Source organism: Acinetobacter legionensis (assembly GCF_048552295.1).
GTDB lineage: Bacteria > Pseudomonadota > Gammaproteobacteria > Pseudomonadales > Moraxellaceae > Acinetobacter.
Window position 1 is genome coordinate 206,414 of record NZ_JBIMCW010000002.1, and the last position, 18,993, is coordinate 225,406.

Sequence of the window (18,993 nt, forward strand, 5' to 3'; positions counted from 1 at the left end):
ATGAAAGCTGTATTTTTAGATTATGAATCTTTAGATAAACAGGATTTGGATTTTAGTCAGCTAAAAGCAGCTTTTGATGACTTAATACTTTATCCATCGACCACAGCAGAGCAAGTTCTAGCACGCATTCAACATGTAGACGTGGTGATCAGCAACAAAGTGATTGTGAATGCTGAGGCGATGGAGCAATGTAAAAATTTAAAATTAATTTTGATTTCGGCCACGGGGACCAACAATATTGATTTAGATTTTGCACGATCAAAAGGTATTGTCGTGTGTAATTGTCAGGGCTATGGCACATCTGCAGTTGCACAGCATACACTGACGTTAATGTTGGCATTAGCGACATCTTTACTCAAATATGAGCATGCAGTTAAACAAGGCGAATGGAACAAATCGCCAATTTTCTGCTTACTGGATTTTCCAATTGTTGAATTATCTGGGAAAACTCTTGGCATCATTGGTTATGGTGAGCTGGGTCAAGCGGTTGCCAAGTTGGCAGAAGCTTTTGGGATGAAAATTTTGGTCGCATCATTACCCAATCGACCAACGCATAAGGATCGAATACCTTTTGCCGAATTGCTTGCGCAAGTCGATTTTCTTTCTCTGCATTGTCCTCTAACAGATGAAACACGTGATTTAATTGATAGCCAAGCATTTGATAAAATGAAAAAATCTGCATTTTTAATCAATTGTGCCCGCGGTGGTATCGTTAATGAACAGGCTTTGGCCGATGCATTAAGACAAGGCAAAATTGCAGGTGCGGCAACTGATGTACTTTCTGTCGAACCGCCGACACACGGAAATGTATTACTAGCAGAAGATATTCCAAACCTGATTATCACACCGCATAGTGCGTGGGGCAGTGTAGATGCACGTCAACGTATTGTGAATCAAATGCTTGAAAATGTTGAAGCATTTAAGCAGGGTAAAGTGATTCGTCAAGTGAATGAATAAAGGCCCTAATTTAAAAGCACAATTAAAAAAAGGTGCGATTAAAAGGTAGAGTTAAAAACATTATTAAATAGCGATATTCGTTTTACTGCTATCACCTTGAGCATAGGTAGCGCAAGGTGTGGCGTGCTAAGAATTAAGTGTGTTTAACTGATTATCTTGGTACACCAACCTCATCATCTGTTGAACTTTGCGTATTGGTTGATTTGGTATCTTTTAAACCTGTGGTATTAGTGTTGACATCACGCTTTTGCTTCTCGATTGGTAATGACTGTTTTTTAATTTCAGGTTCTTCTTGCCCATTGTTGGGTAATTGATTTTGAACTGCGGGTTGAACAGGTTGTGTGGTGATCGGCGTATTTTGAACGTTTGCTGTAGTTGCAGCAGTTACAGTATTCGTCGTATTGGGTGTGGTCGAAGACTGACTTAAACTGCCATGTTCAATCGGTACATTTAAACTGGTTTTACCCATTACTCGATCTTTGGTTTGCTCAACCTTTTTTACCGCAGTATCGATGCCTTGGCGGGTACTATCACGAGCCTCGGTGGCTTTTTCAGTGGTATATTTTTTGGTATTTTCAATGGTTTCATCCAAAGACGGTTTAATTTTTTGAATTCCTTTTTCGGTCGCATCACCTACTTTTTCAGCGGTATTCTGTACAGCTTCACCGGTCTTATGTGCCAATACTTTAAAAATATTTGGATTATCACCATATGGCTGGGTTTGATTTTGAGTATTGGTTTGCGCATAGAGTGATGGTGTTGCAAGTATTGCAGTGATCACACATAGACTTTTGATCATCTTCATGATGTTTTGATCCCTTTATGATGATTGTAGCGATTCGCTCAGTGTAGGTTGGGGTTATCATACTGTTTTATTTAGATAAAAAGTAAAATTGAAAGAAGAATCCTACAGCAAGAAAACATATGTATACATTGCATAGCATATTACTGGCTGATGTATAAGAAAAGCTCACCTGAGTGAGCTTTTCTAAATGGGCATTAAGTTTAAATTATTTTGTAGCAACCTTAGCGTCTGTAGATACGGCGACTTTAGCGCTACCTACTGGTGTTTTTACATGGGTTTGTGAATTTACTTTTGCACCTGTATTTGCTGGTTTAGGTTTAACTAGATCTTTGGTTTTCTGCCAAGTTTTACTTGTTGCTGATTTGGTTTTGTCTTTTACTTTAACCGCTGCTTCTTTGGTGTTATGCCCAGCTTCAGAACTTAGTTTTTTGGTATTCTCCCACGCACCTTTCGTTGCAACTTTACCTTTGTCTATGCCTGTTTCCACACCCGTTCCAACTTTATCAGCAGCATGTTTAGTGCCGTCCCATGCATCTTTAGAAACATCACGGGTCTTATCGACACCTTTTTCTACACCTGTCCCGACTTTATCAGCAACATTTTTAGTGCCATCCCATGCCTCTTTAGAAACATCACGGGTCTTATCGACACCTTTTTCAATTCCTGTACCTACTTTAGCAGCAGTATTCTTAGTGCCATCCCAAGCGTCTTTAGACACATCACGGGTTTTATCAACACCTTTTTCAATTCCATTACCAACTTTATCTGCAGTGTTATGGATACCTTGACCAATGTTGCTTAGAATGCCTCCATTGGTTCCGACTTCAGCAGAAGCATTTGCACTTACATCTGTATTGGCAAAAAGAGGAGAGCTGGCAAGAAGTGCTGTGGCGATCACTGTTGTTTTAAGCATTTTCATAATTAGTTTTATCCTGTACCTGAATGAGTTCAAGTTTGAGTGTTGCCTATAATAATGTGAAATATGTATAAAAATAGTCTTTGAGATAAAACAGCAACAGCTTATCTACAGAGTTTTAACAATAGTGTAAGAATTGTGAATGAATGTTACGACTAAACGTGTTTGGGAGTCTTTGCAATTTTTATTTTTTAAATTCTGATGCTTATAAGAATGTGAGAATGATGATAAAAGAATTTTCTGTAATAATTTCCAGCTTGTTATTAAAACAAAAACGACATAAGCTTTGGGTTAAATTGTTGATTTAATCATCATAATGAAAAATATAATAATCCTGATATTTCTCACCTTTATATTGAGTTTAAAACCGAGTTTTGCCTGTGGTTGTGGCGATGAACTGTCTTCCAGCCATCAAATAATGGGTTGGGGCATTATGGGCGCGGTATTTTTAATTTACTTGATTCCAAGCTTTTATTTTGCAAAATATTTTAAGAAATATCAGCTATTTATTGGGCATTTGATTTTGCCCCATGTGCTAATAATTGCAATGCTATACACAATGATGAATTCGTTTAAATTGGGATTAAATCCAATTTATTATTGGTTTGCTAATTACCTTCCAAATAGTTTCATTTTTGCTGTGATTGGATTGATTGGTGTTCTCATTTGGATATATCCTGTGAATTATGTGGCTAAAAGAGCGAAATAACTTTGTATTTAGCCCTTTTAGCTTCAACGAAGTATTAAAGCGAAGTACTGAGATTAATTACATTTTTCAAGATTTGATATTTTAAAGTTATTTTTAAGTGAGTTGAAGTTTTTTTGCTTTTCAGCATCTTTTGGGTCAAAAACAGTTTGTTTATTTTCGACTTCAGCATCTACATTTGAAAATGCAGAGATGAGCTGATCACCTTTAAAAATCCAATGTTCTGTGGCTTTACCCGTTTCAAAGTTGCCAGTAAATTCGATGACACAGTTGTCTGTTTGTTTGATGAGTTTGGCAAGGTTATGTTTTGTGCTTGGTTCAGCAGAGATATTTTTATGTTGTTCTAAAACAGTTGGAGCGTTTGGATTGGTGGGTGTGGTTGAGCAGGCGGTGAGAGTGATCACTATTAAAGGTATAGATAATAATATTTTAGAATTCATATGCTTTTGATCTTAAACTTAACTTGATCAATTGAGTCTATACAATGTATTGGGAATATTTAGTTTTAGATTGTTAATTTTTATTGTTATGTTTTCATTTATTTATGCGTTTTGGAAAGCGAAAACTAAAAATAAACCCGCTCGGAAGCGGGTTATAATTTATATTTCTACTTAGTGCTGTAACACCGAAATATCTGCAACGCTTGTAAACAAGTCACGTAACTGTGCAAGTAAACGTAAACGGTTTGCTTTGAGTTCTGCATCATCTGCCATCACCATCACATTCTCAAAGAATGCATCAATCGGTGCACGAAGCGCAGCCAACTTAGAAAGCGCAGTGGTGTAGTCTTTCGCGTCCAAAAGTGGTTGAACTGCAGGTTTGATATTTTGAATCTCGGTATAAAGCGCCTTTTCAGCATCTTCAACTAATTTAGCTTCAACAATCTCACCTGTAGGTGCAGCTTCTTTTGCCAAGATATTGGCAACACGCTTATTGGCAGCAGCCAAAGCAGCAGCTTCTGGCAAGTCACGGAAATGATTTACCGCCGTCACACGTTTATCAAAATCAAGTGGAGATTTTGGCGAGAGTGCTTGAACAGCCTGAATCACATCAACAGCAACACCTTGGTCTTCGTACTTAGCACGGTAACGACCTTCAAGGAATGCGACAGCATCGGCTAAAGTCTTCGTATGATCTTTCAGTACATCACCATAAGCAGCCAAAGCAAGCTTGATCAGTTCTTCAATCGAAACATCAAGATTATTTTCAATCACCAAACGTAAGATACCAATCGCAGAGCGACGTAAAGCAAATGGATCTTTCGAACCCGTCGGTGCTTGACCAATCCCGAAAATACCTGTGAGGGTATCTAAACGATCAGCAAGGGCAATGGTTGTACCTGTTTTCGTTTTTGGTAGAACATCGCCAGCAAACTTAGGTAAATATTGCTCACCTAAAGCTTCAGCAACTTCATCATTTTCGCCTTCAATACGTGCGTAATAAGTTCCCGCGATTCCTTGAAGTTCAGGGAATTCACCGACTAACTCTGAAGTTAAGTCGCATTTTGCAAGCAGTGCAGCTTTTTCAGCATCAGTAGGATTTGCACCCGTGATTGCAGATAACGCCACAGCCAATTTTGCAATACGTTCAGACTTGTTCCAAAGTGTGCCCAATTGTGCTTGGAAGACCATATTGGCTAATTTTTCTTTGCGAGAAGCAAGTGGTTGCTTTTGGTCTTGTAAGAAGAAAAACTCTGCATCAGACAAACGAGGGCGTACCACTTTTTCATTACCCTCAATGATTTGAGTCGGATCTTTAGACTCAATATTGGAAACAGTAATGAAATAAGGCTGTAATTTATGCGCTGCATTGACCAAGCAGAAATACTTCTGGTTGTCTTGCATCGTGGTAATCAAAGCTTCTTGAGGTACGGCAAGGAAACGTTCTTCAAAGCTTGCACGTAACGCAACAGGCCATTCAACCAATGCAGTGACTTCATCACGCAGGTCCGCAGGAACGATGGCAATCGCATTAACTTCATCAGCCAAAGCTTTAACTTGTTGGTCAATGATCGATTGACGCTCTTCAAAAGAAGCCACGACATGTGCTGCTTTTAATTTCGGCAAATAATCATCTGAGTTGGTTAATGAAATCGCTTCAGGGGCATGGAAACGGTGACCATAGGTCAGATTGCCCGCTTTATGATCCTGAATCGTTGCATCAATCACATCATTGTCTTTTAACAAGACCACCCATTTCACTGGGCGAACAAATTCAGTCCGGCTTGCCGCAGAACGCATACGTTTTGCGATGGGTAAGTTATCCAGTGCGGTTTGTAAAATTTGTGGAAGTAAAGCGTCAAGACTTTGACCTTTCACATCTTTTAAATAACAAACTTTTTCAACTTTACCCGCTTGGAAAGTTGATACTTGATCCGCAGTAATGCCTTGACCACGCATAAAGCCTTCTAAGGCTTTGGTTGGTTTGCCTTCTGCATCATAAGCCGCTTGTAGGGCAGGACCATCAAAACGCTTTTGAGTGTCTGCTTGTGCACCATCGACATTGACAATTTTTAATGCCAAACGACGTGGTGCTGCATAAGCTTCAATTGAATCAAATGCCAAACCAGCGTCTTTTAAACCTTTAACCGTTTCAGCTTGTAATGCATCACGTAAGGTCTTTAAGCTTTTAGGTGGTAATTCTTCACAGCCAAGTTCGAATAAAACGGTATGTTTAGACATTATTTATTCTCCTCAGCTTTTGCTTCTGCTTCAACTTGTGCCTTTAACTGTGCAAGCACTTCGTCACGTAAATGCGGTTCAGCCATTGGGAAACCGAGTTTGGCACGAGCAGCCACATAGCTTTGTGCAATAGAGCGTGCCAAAGTACGCACACGTAAAATATAACGTTGACGTTCAGTGACAGAAATAGCACCACGTGCATCGAGTAAGTTAAAGCTGTGTGATGCTTTGATGACTTGCTCATATGCTGGAAGTGGAAGTTCTGCTTCCATTAAACGGGTTGCTTCAGCTTCATAAAAATCGAAGAGCTCAAACATTTTTTCAACGTTGGCATATTCAAAGTTATAAGTTGATTGCTCTACTTCGTTTTGATGGAATACATCACCGTAGGTGACTGTACCAAATTGGCCTTTGGTCCAAACTAAATCATAAACTGAATCGACGCCTTGTAAGTACATTGCTAGACGTTCAAGGCCGTAAGTGATTTCACCTGTGACTGGGTAGCATTCAACCCCACCAACTTGTTGGAAGTAAGTAAACTGAGTCACTTCCATACCGTTTAACCACACTTCCCAACCTAAGCCCCAAGCGCCCAATGTTGGAGATTCCCAGTTGTCTTCTACAAAACGAATGTCATGTGTAAGCGTGTCAATACCAATCGCTTCTAAAGAGTCTAGATACAGTTGTTGGATATTGTCAGGATTCGGTTTAAGCACCACTTGGAATTGATAGTAGTGTTGTAAACGGTTTGGGTTTTCGCCATAACGGCCGTCTTTAGGACGACGTGAGGGTTGAACGTATGCTGCGTTCCATGTTTCTGGCCCAAGCGCACGTAAGAATGTTGCAGTGTGGAATGTCCCTGCGCCCATTTCCATATCGTAAGGTTGTAACACCACACAACCTTGTTCAGCCCAGTAGTTTTGTAAGGCAAGAATTAAGCCTTGGAATGTATCAATATGCGATATGGCGCGACTCATGCAGCATCCACTATAAGTATTAGAAAAAATTGGTTCTAAGTATAAGGATTTTGGGGAGGTGTGGCAAAGGTTAGTCTATAAATATTGATTCTTATCGCAGATCAACTTATGTGCATTTTTTCAGATTTTCTTTTGAGATAAAACTTTTCATTTCTTTGGCCTCTTTTCTTATTTTCATTTCCTCAATGTGCTCTTCAATTTTTGCATCTGAAGCATCGCTATTGATTACGGGTTCCGAGCTTGAATTTTCAGATATTAAAATGAGATCTTCCCTAAAAAAAGCCCAATCTTTTTCTATTGTGGGTGTTTTTTTAGAAGTGGTTTTTGCTTTTAAGATACAGATTTTATCTTTTTTAATTAGGGTAAGTTCAAGTGTGCTTGATGGTTCGCCCGTCATTGTAATTTGCTTTGTTTCTAAAATTACGGGTTCATTTGATGTACTACATGCAGCAAGGAAAAACGAAGAAGTTAAAATGATGAAATGGGTTATTTTGTTCATTGGTAAAATTAAATAAGTTAAATTATATATTTGATATTAACATAAAAAATTTATATTCATGAACTTTGTAAAGGTAGAGAGCGCTTCAAAAGCTGAATGTCGGAAGTTCATCATGACGATGTCACAATGCTTCATTCAATGTTAAGTAAATGAATTATTTAGAAATCATAGGGGCGAATTTAGAGGATGATAAAATGCACAAGATCATTATTGGGCTGTAACAAAATTAGAAAGGGCTAATTAAAACTTAATTTTCAAACTGCAGGGTTTTTCAATGCTAGCGGTTCTTGTCAAAATATTGAATAATTTGTTTTAAAATAAAATTAACTAATTGAATTATTTTATATATAATTTGAAAAATACTTTTTTAAAAATTTATAAATTTAATTTTTATATCAAAATGAGCAATCTTAATATGAAAAAATTCAATTATTTTATGTGCATAGCGACTTTAGGTTTTATATCTACAACATCAAGTTATGCAGTAAATATAGAAGAAGCCCCTTGTTTCGCCCCACAAACAGCGCCTATTTTTAAAGAGTTTTATCAAATAAATAAAGGATTTGATCAAAAAGTATTGTGGGAGTTGTATGTTCAATCACCCATAGAAGGTTATCCAAATGCAAAAATGATTAATCAAACTTTAGAGACTTTATTTGGTCAATTGGGGCTCTCAGAAGAACAGAAAAAGCAGATGAAACCGACCCAAAAAGATGTATCTGAAGTAGAGCCTGAAGAATTAGAAGCCTATAACCTAATGGTTAAAGCACAAAAATTATATTACGGCGATAAAGTTGCTATTGATCAACAGCAGGCTTTTGAGTTGCTGCTTGATGCAGTTGGAAAGAGAAATTCAGAAGCCTATATTTTCTACCCTGTACTTAATCAGCATTGTGCTGATCCAGATAGAAAAGAAACAGCAGTTCGTATATTTCATACCATCGAAAAACACATGGGGGATAATGATGATTATCCAACTCCAATATGGGCATATTTAAGTTATGCCTATGCGTATGGTATAGGCACAGAGGTGAATGAAGCAAAGGCTTTAAAATATTGGAAAAAAGCTTGGCGTATCTATTCGTTACAATTTGATGCAGGTGGTTTTGTCGGTTTTATGATGGGACAAATGGCAGAACAAAAGCCTTATTTAAAAGCACATTTGGGTGAAGCTATGAATTATTACAAAATTGCGACCCGAGCAGATGAAAATAACATTCCAGCACAACAGGCAATTGTAAGATTATTAAAAACGGATAAAAAGTTTGAAGATCTGACTTATGAAATAGAGTTATTTGAAGAAACTGAAAACGCAAAGCATGATCAAGACCCAAAATCTGCTTATTTTACTTTGTCAGAATTATATGCTCAGGAGCAGTGGAAAATTTACAATCCTCAACTTTCAATGGTGTGGTTGGCAAAAGCAGCTGAAGCAGGGCATGAACGCGCACAGTTGAACCTACCACTCTATTATGAGCAAGGGAATTTGATCAAGGCAGATCCAAAAAGAGCGATGGAGTTGTATCAAAAATATTATGAACACGACAATATATTAGTAGGTATCTACTTTTTAGATCGTTTGGAAAATGGAATCAAAGGCATTGGTAAAAATCCTGAAAAAGCGAAGTTAGTTCGTGAAGATTTAACTAAAAAATATCATGCTTTAGGACAAACAGGTGAGATTCCAAAACCTGAAGATTTGCGATTAATGCAGCGAATGTATTAAAAACTTTCTTTAGCAAAGATTAGTCTTGAGTCATGGCTCACTAATCTGAGCTATATCTAAAACTTAATGTTCAATCCATAATCCTTTTTCAATGCCAATAAAGCCTCAGCATTGCCTTTGGCATCGTCAACAGGGTTATGGGTATGTGCTGTTTTGCGTAAATGCTTAAAACTTTGAAAGCTATCTTTGACCAGTCCTTTATACAAACAGCCTAAATTTTGTGAACTAAATCCAAACGGATTACTGCCAGTAAAATGATGAAAGTACCAACAGACAAACATCCAGTCAAAACCATTATTATCGCTAATAAAAATAGGGCGATCTTTACTGACTTTGCTCACCCACTTGGCAAAGTCTTTCATAACATGCTCAGGATTGTTAAAGCTTAGGGTATCTTCACGACTAAAGCCTGAAACTGCGAGAGCTTGAGGAATATAATTCTCGGAAATTGGTTTAAGTAAACCGTAGAATTGTTGATGTAAGTGATCTTCGACCAACACTGCACCTAGCGCAATCATTGAGTAATCACCGGGAATTGGACCATCTGCTTCGATGTCCACCTTAATATAAGCCATATATTTTCCTTATTTTAAGATATTGTTTTTATGCTGGAAGTCATTATAAATGATGATTTTAATCGCTGACAAACTTTATCGGTATTTTGCTTTTTTAATATTTATAGCTTATAAATTATTGAATAAATTTAAAACATTTTTAAATCATTGATTATGCAAAAAGTACAGAAAAACAAACTTTGGCTAAGCCTTCTCCTTATTGTATTGGCAGTTATTTCTATTCCTGCAATTCACCTTTTTAAAACAAAAATCAATGAGCAACAAGGAATTGAGCATATTCCTACAGGCTATCGGGATGATGCCAGTCATCTTAATTTGACAAAAGTGCATAAAATTGTGGATGTTGAAAGTACACCCGAAGTGATTCAACGACAGCTTAAAACTTTGCTTAAATATGCAGCTGAACATCATCTAAAAGTCTCGATTGCAGGGGCTAAGCACAGTATGGGCGGGCATACGATTTACCCTGATGGTATAGCACTGAATATGTTGCCCTATAACCATATGAGCTTTGATGAGAAAACTAATATTCTCACGATTGGCTCGGGTGCAACATGGGAAGAGGCCCTTCGGTATCTAGACCGCTATGGCAAATCAATCGCAGTAATGCAATCTTTTAGTAATTTCTCGATTGGCGGTTCGATCAGTGTCAATGGGCATGGATGGCAAAAGAATTCACCCCCGATTTCATCCAGTGTTGAATCATTTACCTTGATGAATGCAGAGGGAGATATTGTAAAATGTAGTCGTACAAAACATCCTGAACTATTTAAATTGGTGATTGGTGGCTATGGATTATTTGGCATTATTCTCGATGTAAAATTAAAAGTTGTTGATAATGTTGCTTTAACATTTCAATCAATTTCAGTTTTACCTGAAGACTATGTAAAGGCGTACCAAAAGATTGTCAGTAATAATCCAAATGTACAATTTGCTTATGGTCGTTTACGTATTTCAGATAAACATTTTTTACAGCAGGCAACCTTAAACTATTTTGAAAAAATTGATAAAAAACCTTTGGCATTATCACAACAACAAAGTAAAAATGCTGAAACCAAGCGAATTGTGTTTCGTGGTTCTGTTGATAGTGAATACGGCAAACGGCTACGTTGGGATCTAGAAAGTAGTCTGAATTCAGTATCGCCTTATGCGACATTTAGTCGTAATGAAATTCTCAGTGAAGATGCCGCCTTGATTGAAAATAAAGATATCCATTCAACCGATCTATTGCATGAATATTTTATTCCAAAGCAGCACTTGGCTCAGTTTATTCAAGATCTCAAGCCCGTTTTAAAAACTAAAAAAGTGGATCTACTCAATATCACGATTCGTGAAGTTGAACATGATCATGATGCATTTATGAATTATGCCCGAGAGGATGTTTTTGGATTGGTGTTTCTGTTTAATCAAAAGAAGACTGCACAACAAGAGCAGGATATGCAACAACTGACTCAGCAATTGGTTGATATTACACTTAAAAATCAAGGCACATTTTATTTGCCTTATCGCTTACATGTGAGTCGCGACAAGATGCGTTTAGCCTATCCGCAAACGGATGCTTTTTTTAGTTTGAAGAAAAAATATGATCCAGAGGAGATTTTTAGTAATCAGTTCTATCTACATTATCGTGAGTCGTGAATGATGGTCTGGAAAATACTTTTAATAAACCCCAATAACAGCACCCTGCAAATACAGAAATTGCATAAAAAAACCAATCGCTCAATAGTTTCCATAGTGGTGTAGGCAATGATCCAGTAAAAACAAGATAGCCAATGATGTTGACAATTAACCACATCAATAGTGAACCGACGAAAATACTGAAAAAATTAAGCCAATACTGATGTGCAAGCCAAAGTGAAATGACATAAGCAACTGGAATGACTATAACGCAATAAATCAGATAAACGATTAAGCTAATACCAAATATTGTGAGTAGAGACTGTATATCATATTGATGATTCATAAAAAGGAAAAACGCGACCAATAGGATTAAGCTCAGACTGGGTGCTAAAAACAAAGCCTTTAAAATCGATTTATTGCTATATTGAGTCATGATCAAAACAATAAAGGAATAAATATGATAAAAGCATGCATAATCATGATGATTTTATCTACAACTATTTGTTCAATATCGGCTTATGCAGAACAGAGTGTTGCTTCACCCGATGTATATAACCAATGTGTTGAACAAACTATCGAAAAACTGGCTTTAGGAAACATCAACAATGCTGTGGTTGAATCGTGTAGTAATCAGAGTAGGGCATATTATGAAAAGGAAATTGTCAAAGTTCTCGATCAGATCAAAAAACAGAGCCAGATAGACCATCAGCAAGAACGTTATAACGATATCATGAAATCACAACGCTTATGGAAAGCTTATGTTGATCAGGAGTGCCAAAATGCTGGAAGCTATATTGGTTCACCCATGTATGAGTTTTGTCCAATGCAAGAATATGGGAAAAGACTTGATCAATTGACTGAATATGCTCAGTGAAAAATCAGTGGATGAGAAATATCCTTGGAAAATTTATCCATTTAAGATAGATAATAAATATATCTTATAATCACAACATCGTATAATTCACACTTTAAAACGTGTTAAAGCGCAGGACTGTCGTGTTTCATACGCAACTTGAATGGTTAAATACCTTAAAACCCAATTTTAAAGTTTTACCGCTAAAAGATCGTTTAGTCTGTGGTGTTGGTGCACTGCTTGGATTAGCAGTGTCATCATTGGTCAGTTGGTATGTACTCGGTGGATTTAATGCATGGTATATCGCACCGATGGGCGCGTCCTCGGTATTGCTCTTTGCTGTACCCGCAAGCCCTTTATCACAACCCTGGAATATGGTGGTGGGGAATACCATCGCAGGTTTAGTCGGCGTGACTTGTACCATCTTTATTTCCAATCCAACCGAGGCATTTAGTGTTGCTGTTGCATTGTCGATCTTCTTGATGATGAGTACAGACTCATTGCATCCGCCAAGTGGTGCGGTGGCGATTACTGCCGTGTTGGGTGGCGCTTCTATTCATCAGTTGGGTTATCAATTTATCTTTTACCCAGTATTACTTAATTCAGTCTTGCTGCTGGTGATTGCGATCATTTTTAATCGTATGTTGGGAAAGCAATATCCACAAGTTGCACAGCTCAATACACGTTCTAAGGATCCAACGCCGACACAGAAAGTCACCATTCAACCGCAAGATATTCAAGATGTGTTAGAACAACAGACACAGCTTTTAGATATTAGTGAGTATGACTTACAAAAAATCATTTTAGAAGCACAAGAAAAGGCCAATGCAAGGGCAGTACATCAATACCTTTGCCAAGATATTATGAGCAAAGATGTCATGAGCCTAGATGAGCAAGATGATATTCATCAAGCTTTAGAGAAGTTTAAACGTGTGAATTTGATGAGTTTGCCAGTGATCAATACTGATCGGGAGTTGGTTGGTACATTGGCATTGTATGAAATTGTAGAATGGTTTAAACGCGCTGCTGATGCTCGTGCCCCTTGGGAAAATTTGGTCAAACAAATTATGAATCGACAAGTGGTCACTGTACAGCCGATGCAACCAATTCAAGACTTGGTGCCTTATTTCGTTGAACGCTCTTTTAATTATATCCCTGTAGTTGATCATCAAAAAATGGTCGGGATCATTAGTCGCGCAGATATGATCGCAGCATTGCAGCAACAACTAAATAATGCACAATGATACTATAAAAAGATGCGATATAAAAAAAGCTACAGCAGTTTGGGGGAACTGTTGTAGCTGAAAAGGGTAATACCTTTAAATCAAATTCAATTAATGGGTCTTCTCTTCATAAATAGTTCGTACAGGGCGCTCATAGCTTTGCGGTTCATTTAGCTGCAATTTTTGTTTGGGCATAATTAACCAAAGCACCAAATACACCAGAATACCTGGAAAAGCTGCGCTCAAACATGAAACGATCACGAAAATAATTCGCAGCAATGTTACATTCCAACCAAAACGTTCAGCAATACCGCCCATTACACCGGCGATCATATTGTGACGGCTTGAACGATATAAACCAGAATTGGCCATTTAAATCTCCTTAAAATAATTCATCATCATTCATGATTAAAAATTTAAAAATGAATTTATATTATTAAATAGTGGCGTTTCTGTTTGATTCTTCAAGTGAATCACCGATTAAAATTGTTAAGACTGTGTAACAGGGCCACTTAAATCATTAAAAATAATGTAAAAAGTGTCCAAACCTCTGTAGTGGGTGGTTGAGACAAATACGTTTTTTATACTTTTGTAAAAAATACATCATTAAGATTTCGAGAACTGGTGTAACACAATAATATATACGTAGGTTAATATTTGATGTTGCTGGTGCTGTGCAATTGGGTTATTTGGATTTATGTATTTAACTTTTCATAAAGTAAATTTTTTTCGAATTCTAGGTATCAGTATTTGTACAGTACTGAGTGCTTGTGATTCCTCAAAATCAAATGATAAACAACAAGGTACATCTGACACACAAAATTCATCGAGTGAGCTTGCGTTACAAGAAACACCGCAACATGCTCATTCAAGCGAAGGAAAAAAACTAACAGACCTTGCGGGTCAAGCAACTCTACCTGCTGTAGTAGATATGCAGAGTCAAGATCAGCAAAGTGGGGAACTTCCTACAAAAGCTGAGGCATTTGTGGGGCGTTATCATGTACAAATGAGCTGTGAAGATCCATTCGCCAAATGTGATAAAGGCAGTGCAGAGTTTATTATTAACTTACTTCCAGACGGCACTGCACATCGCACCTTTGTTTATATGGGGAAAATAACATACGAAAATAATGATATAAAATCGAATCGTGCTTATCAAAAAAATACTTGGATCTATGATGAGCTAAATCATGAAATCGTGATTAACCGAATTGAAGGGATCCAGTTCTATTATAAAGTGGATGAACAAAATGATTTGGTGATGGATATTGATAAAATTATTAATGGAACTGAAGAAAATCGGCTCTATTTTAGTCAACACCATACCGCACCAACAAAAGCCTATGTGTTAAAGAAATTTGATAATTAAAATATTAGTAGTTAAATAATTGATAATTGAAAAGCTAAACAATCAAAAATAAGATCAAACAATGAGCCTTTATCTAGAATGATAGAATAACCAATACTTGAAGTCAGACCAAAACCTGTTTCAGCCAATAGTACTGAATAGCCTAAGGTTAAGTTCTATGCATGACCTATAAATTCAATTTAGTCATTACTATAATTAATATGGGTTAAGAGACTATCTTTACCCCAAAATACGTTATCAAATGTTAAACGTGCTGAAAACTCATGCCATGCTCAATCTGACCAACCTAGGTAGTTAAATGGGTTATAGCTCAAATCTAGTAGAGGTTTAATTTGTTTAGATCAATTTAATGCCGTGTTATAGTCAATATATGAGGTAAATTCAAAATGTAGTGATGCTGAATCACCGAAGTCCGTATCGGCAGTAAAGATTCCACCGTATAAATCCGAGTCATGTGACAGTACAAAGCTTCCTTGTAGCGTAGGATCATTAGATTGGTTAGACCACGGAAACGTAGTCTGTTGCGAGTGCGGCATAACCACTTAAGCTAAGACCCGCTGCATGTTCCATTTCTGTGGACACAGCAGAATGGGTTACCATTGTTGTCAGTATTACCGATAAAATTATTGGTTTAATCATATTGATTTACTTTTCGTAAAAATTCTTTTTATTTAAACGTCATTTTTCAACTACAGATTGTTGATTGGTTTTTAACCCATTGTTTTACTCAATTCAAGTGATATTCAAGCAGATGTATATATCGATATTGAATATTGAACAAATACAGGCTTGGGATACTTTTTCTTTAATTTGTTCATGGTTATTCTGGCCTTAATTTTTTCAAAATATTAGATGATCTTGATTTGAAATTTTAAGGTGATTTCATAAATAATTTTGATTTCTTTGCGATGGAGTAACTACTACACTATTCAGTCTCTTTTAGCCCTAATTTAAAAAAACTTAGGGCCTGATACTGAATATAAAATTTAACCCAATTCTCAGATTGGTTATAACTTTTTTAATTATGGGATAGATTCCTTATGTCCATAACATCTATGGAAAATAGTAAGATTCAGGCAATTCTTGAAAATCTGTGTCACGCTAATATACGTGATTGATTTACGATCTGGTTGGGTTGTGTCATTTGATTACGATTGTAGGTTTGGCTATTTATAGTTGAATCAGTTGACTCAAATTTAAGTTTATATTTTTGAGTATTAATTTTTAGTATTGATTGAATGATAAAACAATAAATTTGATGACATCGTGCTGTTGTAAAAAATTTAAGTGGACTTATTTTAATGAGGATAAGTTTGTTAAAAATCTGGTGGGTTGTGTGGGGTTCGAACCCACGACCAATAGATTAAGAGTCTACTGCTCTACCAACTGAGCTAACAACCCTGAACGTGTCTAAGCCATAGTTAAACGAGAACAAATGATGAAGCAAAATTTTCAAGGGTGGCGAAGCATCTAATGCAGATGTTTGGTTTTGGTCGGAATATTTGCAGGTTTCGTTTCTATTGTAGTACTTTAACCGTACAGAAAGAAGCCCTAAGAAAGAATGGTGGGTCGTCCGCGATTCGAACGCGGGACCAACGGATTAAAAGTCCGCTGCTCTACCAGCTGAGCTAACGACCCTGAGCGAGATGTGTAAAGCGCAATGCTTTACCCGACATTAGTGAAAATCGAGAATTTTCTATCGGTATCTATTTACAGGTTAAAACATAAAGATGGTGGGTCGTCCGCGATTCGAACGCGGGACCAACGGATTAAAAGTCCGCTGCTCTACCAGCTGAGCTAACGACCCTGAGTGAGGACGTGTAAAGCAGTGCTTTACTCGATATTTGTGAAAATTGAAAATTTTCTATCGCTATCCATTTACAGGTCAAAACAATTAAGTGGTGGGTCGTCCGCGATTCGAACGCGGGACCAACGGATTAAAAGTCCGCTGCTCTACCAGCTGAGCTAACGACCCTGAACCTTCATCCAAGCTAGGCTTGAATATGTAGTGCAAGAAAACTAAAAAGTTTTTAAACACCACTTTGTTTTGATGGAGCGTATTTTAGCAAGATATTGATAGAGCGCAAGTAAAAATTAAGAAAGTTTGCAACGTTCGGTTATAAATAACACAAAATGAACTAAAAAAGCCCTGAAATCAGGGCTTTTAGTTTAGAAACGGTATTTATAAGCTTCAATATTGGCAAAAACCTCTGGAGTGACATCGCAATAGGCATTGGCACTTGGCAGTAATACCAATATACGATCAGAGGTTTTTTCAGGATTAAAGGATTGTTCCTTTAATTTATTTTTCTGATATTTAAATGTACCCGTCGTTTCTACAATTTGTTGGATACGTAAAAATACTGGAACTGCATAGGCTGGCAAGTTCTTTTTAAACTCGGCCGCAAGCTGGCTTAAATCCTGTTCAGTCAGTTCTTCCCCATCATGTAAAGTAATGGCAGCCATACCTGCTCGACCATTGGTATTTGGAATTTCAACGCCGTAAACTACAGCTTCTGTAATTTTAGGGTATTCACTACAAATATTTTCAACTTCAGTGGTCGAAACATTTTCACCTTTCCAGCGGAAAGTATCACCAAGGCGATCGACAAATTGAGCGTGTCGGAAACCAATATCACGAACCAAGTCACCAGTAATAAAGTAAGAATCGCCCTTTTTAAAGACATCTTTCATGATCACTGACTTGTTCTTTTCAGGATCTGTATAGCCATCAAAAGGGGAACGCTTGGTGATTTTACCAATCAATAAGCCTACTTCACCTTTTTTGACTTTTTGACATATACCATGACTGTCGCGAATGGCTTCATTTTTTTCTTTATCAAACTGGACGATGGCATAAGGTGTAGGTGAGAAGCCAACAGTATTGTTAAAATTAAAAACATTACTGAAGCCTACATTTCCTTCACTAGAGGCATAAAGTTCTAAAATTTCTTCGATACCAAAGCGTTCTTTAAATTTGCCCCAAATATTTGGACGCATACCATTACCAATCATTTTAGTGACACGGTGCGTATGATCAAGTTCTGAAGCAGGTGCATCCATGAGGTAGCGGCAAAGTTCACCGACATAACCAATTGCCGACGCATTAAACTTTTTGACATCAGACCAGAATGCAGAGGTAGAGAATTTACGACGGATTGCCAAAGCTGAACCGCCTGCAATTGCACCACACCAGCACACTACCATACCTGTTGCATGGTAAAGCGGTAAAGTGCAGTACATCACGTCATCTTCACCTAAGTTTAAGACATGACCATATGTTCCGTAGGCCAATGTCCAACGACTGTTGGTAAATACCACAGCTTTAGGTAAACCGGTTGTGCCAGAGGTATAGATATAAAACAAGCCATCTTTCCCTTTGACACTTTGTGTAGTCGAAGGATTGAATTTTGGAAATTGTTGAATTTTTTCAGCGAGATTGATAAAGCCTTGAGGTGCTGTACCTGGTTCTTGCATTGTATTTTGATCTGCAAACCAATGTAAACGGTCTAGAGCAATGTTTAAGTCTTGACGAATCTCATCTACCGCAGCACGGCATTCTTCACCGACGATCACCGCAACAGGATTGACCAAGTTGATACTATGTGTCAACACTTTACCTGTTTGTGAGGTATTGACTAAAGCTGTTGTTACGCCAATTTTTGCCAGTGCAATCACGGTCGCAATCAGTTCAGGACGATTTTCGATCATCACCGTGATCGCATCGCCTTTTTTTATGCCAATAGAAAGATAAAAGTGTGCAATTTGATTGGCCCAGTTATTCAGCTCTTTATAACTATAGCGTTGATCTTCAAATAATAACGCATCACCATAAGGATTGCGTTTTACAGCACGTTCAAAAGCAAGACCTAGCCCAGCAGGCGTATTGGGTGTTCTGATATAAGCTTGTTTAAGTCCAGTCAGGATATTGGGAAGCTTATTGATGAGCTGTGGTAAGCGCTCTGCGACATCAGTAAATCCGATGAGATCGGCCTGTGTTGTTTGACTCATATCAATCCTATTTATTTTTCGTAATCCAATACAATTTTTAGAGTATCATCGACTCACATTACATTTGTCTTTTTA

Annotated in this window: 17 protein-coding genes and 4 tRNA genes; 7 read left to right on the forward strand and 14 right to left on the reverse strand. The window is 37.4% G+C overall.

Annotated elements, in window-relative coordinates; translation table 11 throughout:
• Positions 1-957 (forward strand): 2-hydroxyacid dehydrogenase, encoded by a 957-nt coding sequence (locus ACG916_RS02510; RefSeq protein WP_336952241.1) that lies wholly within the window; start codon positions 1-3, stop codon positions 955-957.
• Between the two features lie 151 nt (positions 958-1,108).
• Here ACG916_RS02510 and ACG916_RS02515 read toward each other — a convergent pair whose 3' ends face one another.
• A complete protein-coding gene (locus ACG916_RS02515) occupies positions 1,109-1,762 on the reverse strand; it encodes a hypothetical protein (RefSeq protein WP_419327031.1) in 654 nt (217 codons plus the stop codon).
• A gap of 205 nt (positions 1,763-1,967) precedes the next feature.
• Positions 1,968-2,681, reverse strand: coding sequence for a hypothetical protein (locus ACG916_RS02520; RefSeq protein ID WP_336952239.1), 714 nt, complete (start codon positions 2,679-2,681; stop codon positions 1,968-1,970).
• Positions 2,682-2,994: 313 nt separating this feature from the next.
• Here ACG916_RS02520 and ACG916_RS02525 point away from each other — a divergent pair, with 313 nt between their 5' ends.
• On the forward strand, positions 2,995-3,387 hold the full coding sequence (locus ACG916_RS02525; RefSeq protein ID WP_336952238.1) for a hypothetical protein: 393 nt from the start codon (positions 2,995-2,997) through the stop codon (positions 3,385-3,387).
• Positions 3,388-3,440: 53 nt separating this feature from the next.
• Here ACG916_RS02525 and ACG916_RS02530 read toward each other — a convergent pair whose 3' ends face one another.
• The 4 genes from ACG916_RS02530 to ACG916_RS02545 all read right to left on the reverse strand — a co-directional run bounded on the left by ACG916_RS02530 (position 3,441) and on the right by ACG916_RS02545 (position 7,439).
• Positions 3,441-3,824 carry a hypothetical protein gene (locus tag ACG916_RS02530; protein WP_336952237.1) on the reverse strand — a complete coding sequence of 128 codons (384 nt, stop codon included), beginning with the start codon at positions 3,822-3,824 and terminating at the stop codon, positions 3,441-3,443.
• Positions 3,825-3,995: 171 nt separating this feature from the next.
• The gene (gene glyS, locus ACG916_RS02535; protein WP_336952236.1) at positions 3,996-6,065 is read right to left on the reverse strand and encodes a glycine--tRNA ligase subunit beta; all 2,070 of its coding nucleotides are present in this window, start codon (positions 6,063-6,065) and stop codon (positions 3,996-3,998) included.
• On the reverse strand, positions 6,065-7,042 hold the full coding sequence (gene glyQ, locus ACG916_RS02540) for a glycine--tRNA ligase subunit alpha (RefSeq protein ID WP_004718182.1): 978 nt from the start codon (positions 7,040-7,042) through the stop codon (positions 6,065-6,067). The genes glyS and glyQ overlap by 1 nt, the downstream gene beginning before the upstream one ends.
• A gap of 106 nt (positions 7,043-7,148) precedes the next feature.
• On the reverse strand, positions 7,149-7,439 hold the full coding sequence (locus ACG916_RS02545; RefSeq protein ID WP_419327032.1) for a hypothetical protein: 291 nt from the start codon (positions 7,437-7,439) through the stop codon (positions 7,149-7,151).
• Between the two features lie 517 nt (positions 7,440-7,956).
• On the opposite strand from ACG916_RS02545, the gene ACG916_RS02550 reads away from it, so the two are divergent.
• Positions 7,957-9,267 (forward strand): tetratricopeptide repeat protein, encoded by a 1,311-nt coding sequence (locus ACG916_RS02550; protein ID WP_419327033.1) that lies wholly within the window; start codon positions 7,957-7,959, stop codon positions 9,265-9,267.
• Positions 9,268-9,323: 56 nt separating this feature from the next.
• Here the strand turns inward: ACG916_RS02550 and ACG916_RS02555 are convergent, their stop codons facing one another.
• Positions 9,324-9,842: an exonuclease gene (locus ACG916_RS02555; protein WP_336952233.1), complete on the reverse strand. Its 519-nt coding sequence runs from the start codon at positions 9,840-9,842 to the stop codon at positions 9,324-9,326.
• A gap of 153 nt (positions 9,843-9,995) precedes the next feature.
• Here ACG916_RS02555 and ACG916_RS02560 point away from each other — a divergent pair, with 153 nt between their 5' ends.
• The 3 genes from ACG916_RS02560 to ACG916_RS02570 all read left to right on the forward strand — a co-directional run bounded on the left by ACG916_RS02560 (position 9,996) and on the right by ACG916_RS02570 (position 13,559).
• Positions 9,996-11,480 carry an FAD-binding oxidoreductase gene (locus ACG916_RS02560; RefSeq protein WP_419327034.1) on the forward strand — a complete coding sequence of 495 codons (1,485 nt, stop codon included), beginning with the start codon at positions 9,996-9,998 and terminating at the stop codon, positions 11,478-11,480.
• 439 nt (positions 11,481-11,919) lie between these two features.
• Positions 11,920-12,336, forward strand: coding sequence for a lysozyme inhibitor LprI family protein (locus ACG916_RS02565; RefSeq protein ID WP_419327036.1), 417 nt, complete (start codon positions 11,920-11,922; stop codon positions 12,334-12,336).
• Between the two features lie 122 nt (positions 12,337-12,458).
• The gene (locus tag ACG916_RS02570) at positions 12,459-13,559 is read left to right on the forward strand and encodes an HPP family protein (RefSeq protein WP_419327037.1); all 1,101 of its coding nucleotides are present in this window, start codon (positions 12,459-12,461) and stop codon (positions 13,557-13,559) included.
• 90 nt (positions 13,560-13,649) lie between these two features.
• On the opposite strand, the gene ACG916_RS02575 is transcribed toward ACG916_RS02570, so the two are convergent.
• The gene (locus ACG916_RS02575) at positions 13,650-13,910 is read right to left on the reverse strand and encodes a PspC domain-containing protein (RefSeq protein WP_004718168.1); all 261 of its coding nucleotides are present in this window, start codon (positions 13,908-13,910) and stop codon (positions 13,650-13,652) included.
• Between the two features lie 325 nt (positions 13,911-14,235).
• On the opposite strand from ACG916_RS02575, the gene ACG916_RS02580 reads away from it, so the two are divergent.
• Positions 14,236-14,907, forward strand: coding sequence for a hypothetical protein (locus tag ACG916_RS02580; protein WP_336952229.1), 672 nt, complete (start codon positions 14,236-14,238; stop codon positions 14,905-14,907).
• Between the two features lie 341 nt (positions 14,908-15,248).
• Here ACG916_RS02580 and ACG916_RS02585 read toward each other — a convergent pair whose 3' ends face one another.
• The 6 genes from ACG916_RS02585 to ACG916_RS02610 all read right to left on the reverse strand — a co-directional run bounded on the left by ACG916_RS02585 (position 15,249) and on the right by ACG916_RS02610 (position 18,918).
• Positions 15,249-15,443, reverse strand: a complete 195-nt coding sequence (locus ACG916_RS02585) for a TorF family putative porin (protein WP_336952228.1) — start codon at positions 15,441-15,443, stop codon at positions 15,249-15,251.
• A 789-nt stretch (positions 15,444-16,232) separates the two neighbouring features.
• Positions 16,233-16,308, reverse strand: a tRNA-Lys gene (locus ACG916_RS02590).
• Between the two features lie 161 nt (positions 16,309-16,469).
• Positions 16,470-16,545 (reverse strand) — tRNA-Lys (locus tag ACG916_RS02595).
• A 93-nt stretch (positions 16,546-16,638) separates the two neighbouring features.
• A tRNA-Lys gene (locus ACG916_RS02600) sits at positions 16,639-16,714 on the reverse strand.
• Between the two features lie 92 nt (positions 16,715-16,806).
• A tRNA-Lys gene (locus ACG916_RS02605) sits at positions 16,807-16,882 on the reverse strand.
• Between the two features lie 194 nt (positions 16,883-17,076).
• Complete coding sequence (locus ACG916_RS02610) at positions 17,077-18,918, reverse strand: long-chain-acyl-CoA synthetase (RefSeq protein WP_336952227.1); 1,842 nt, start codon at positions 18,916-18,918, stop codon at positions 17,077-17,079.
• Positions 18,919-18,993: the final 75 nt, after the last annotated feature.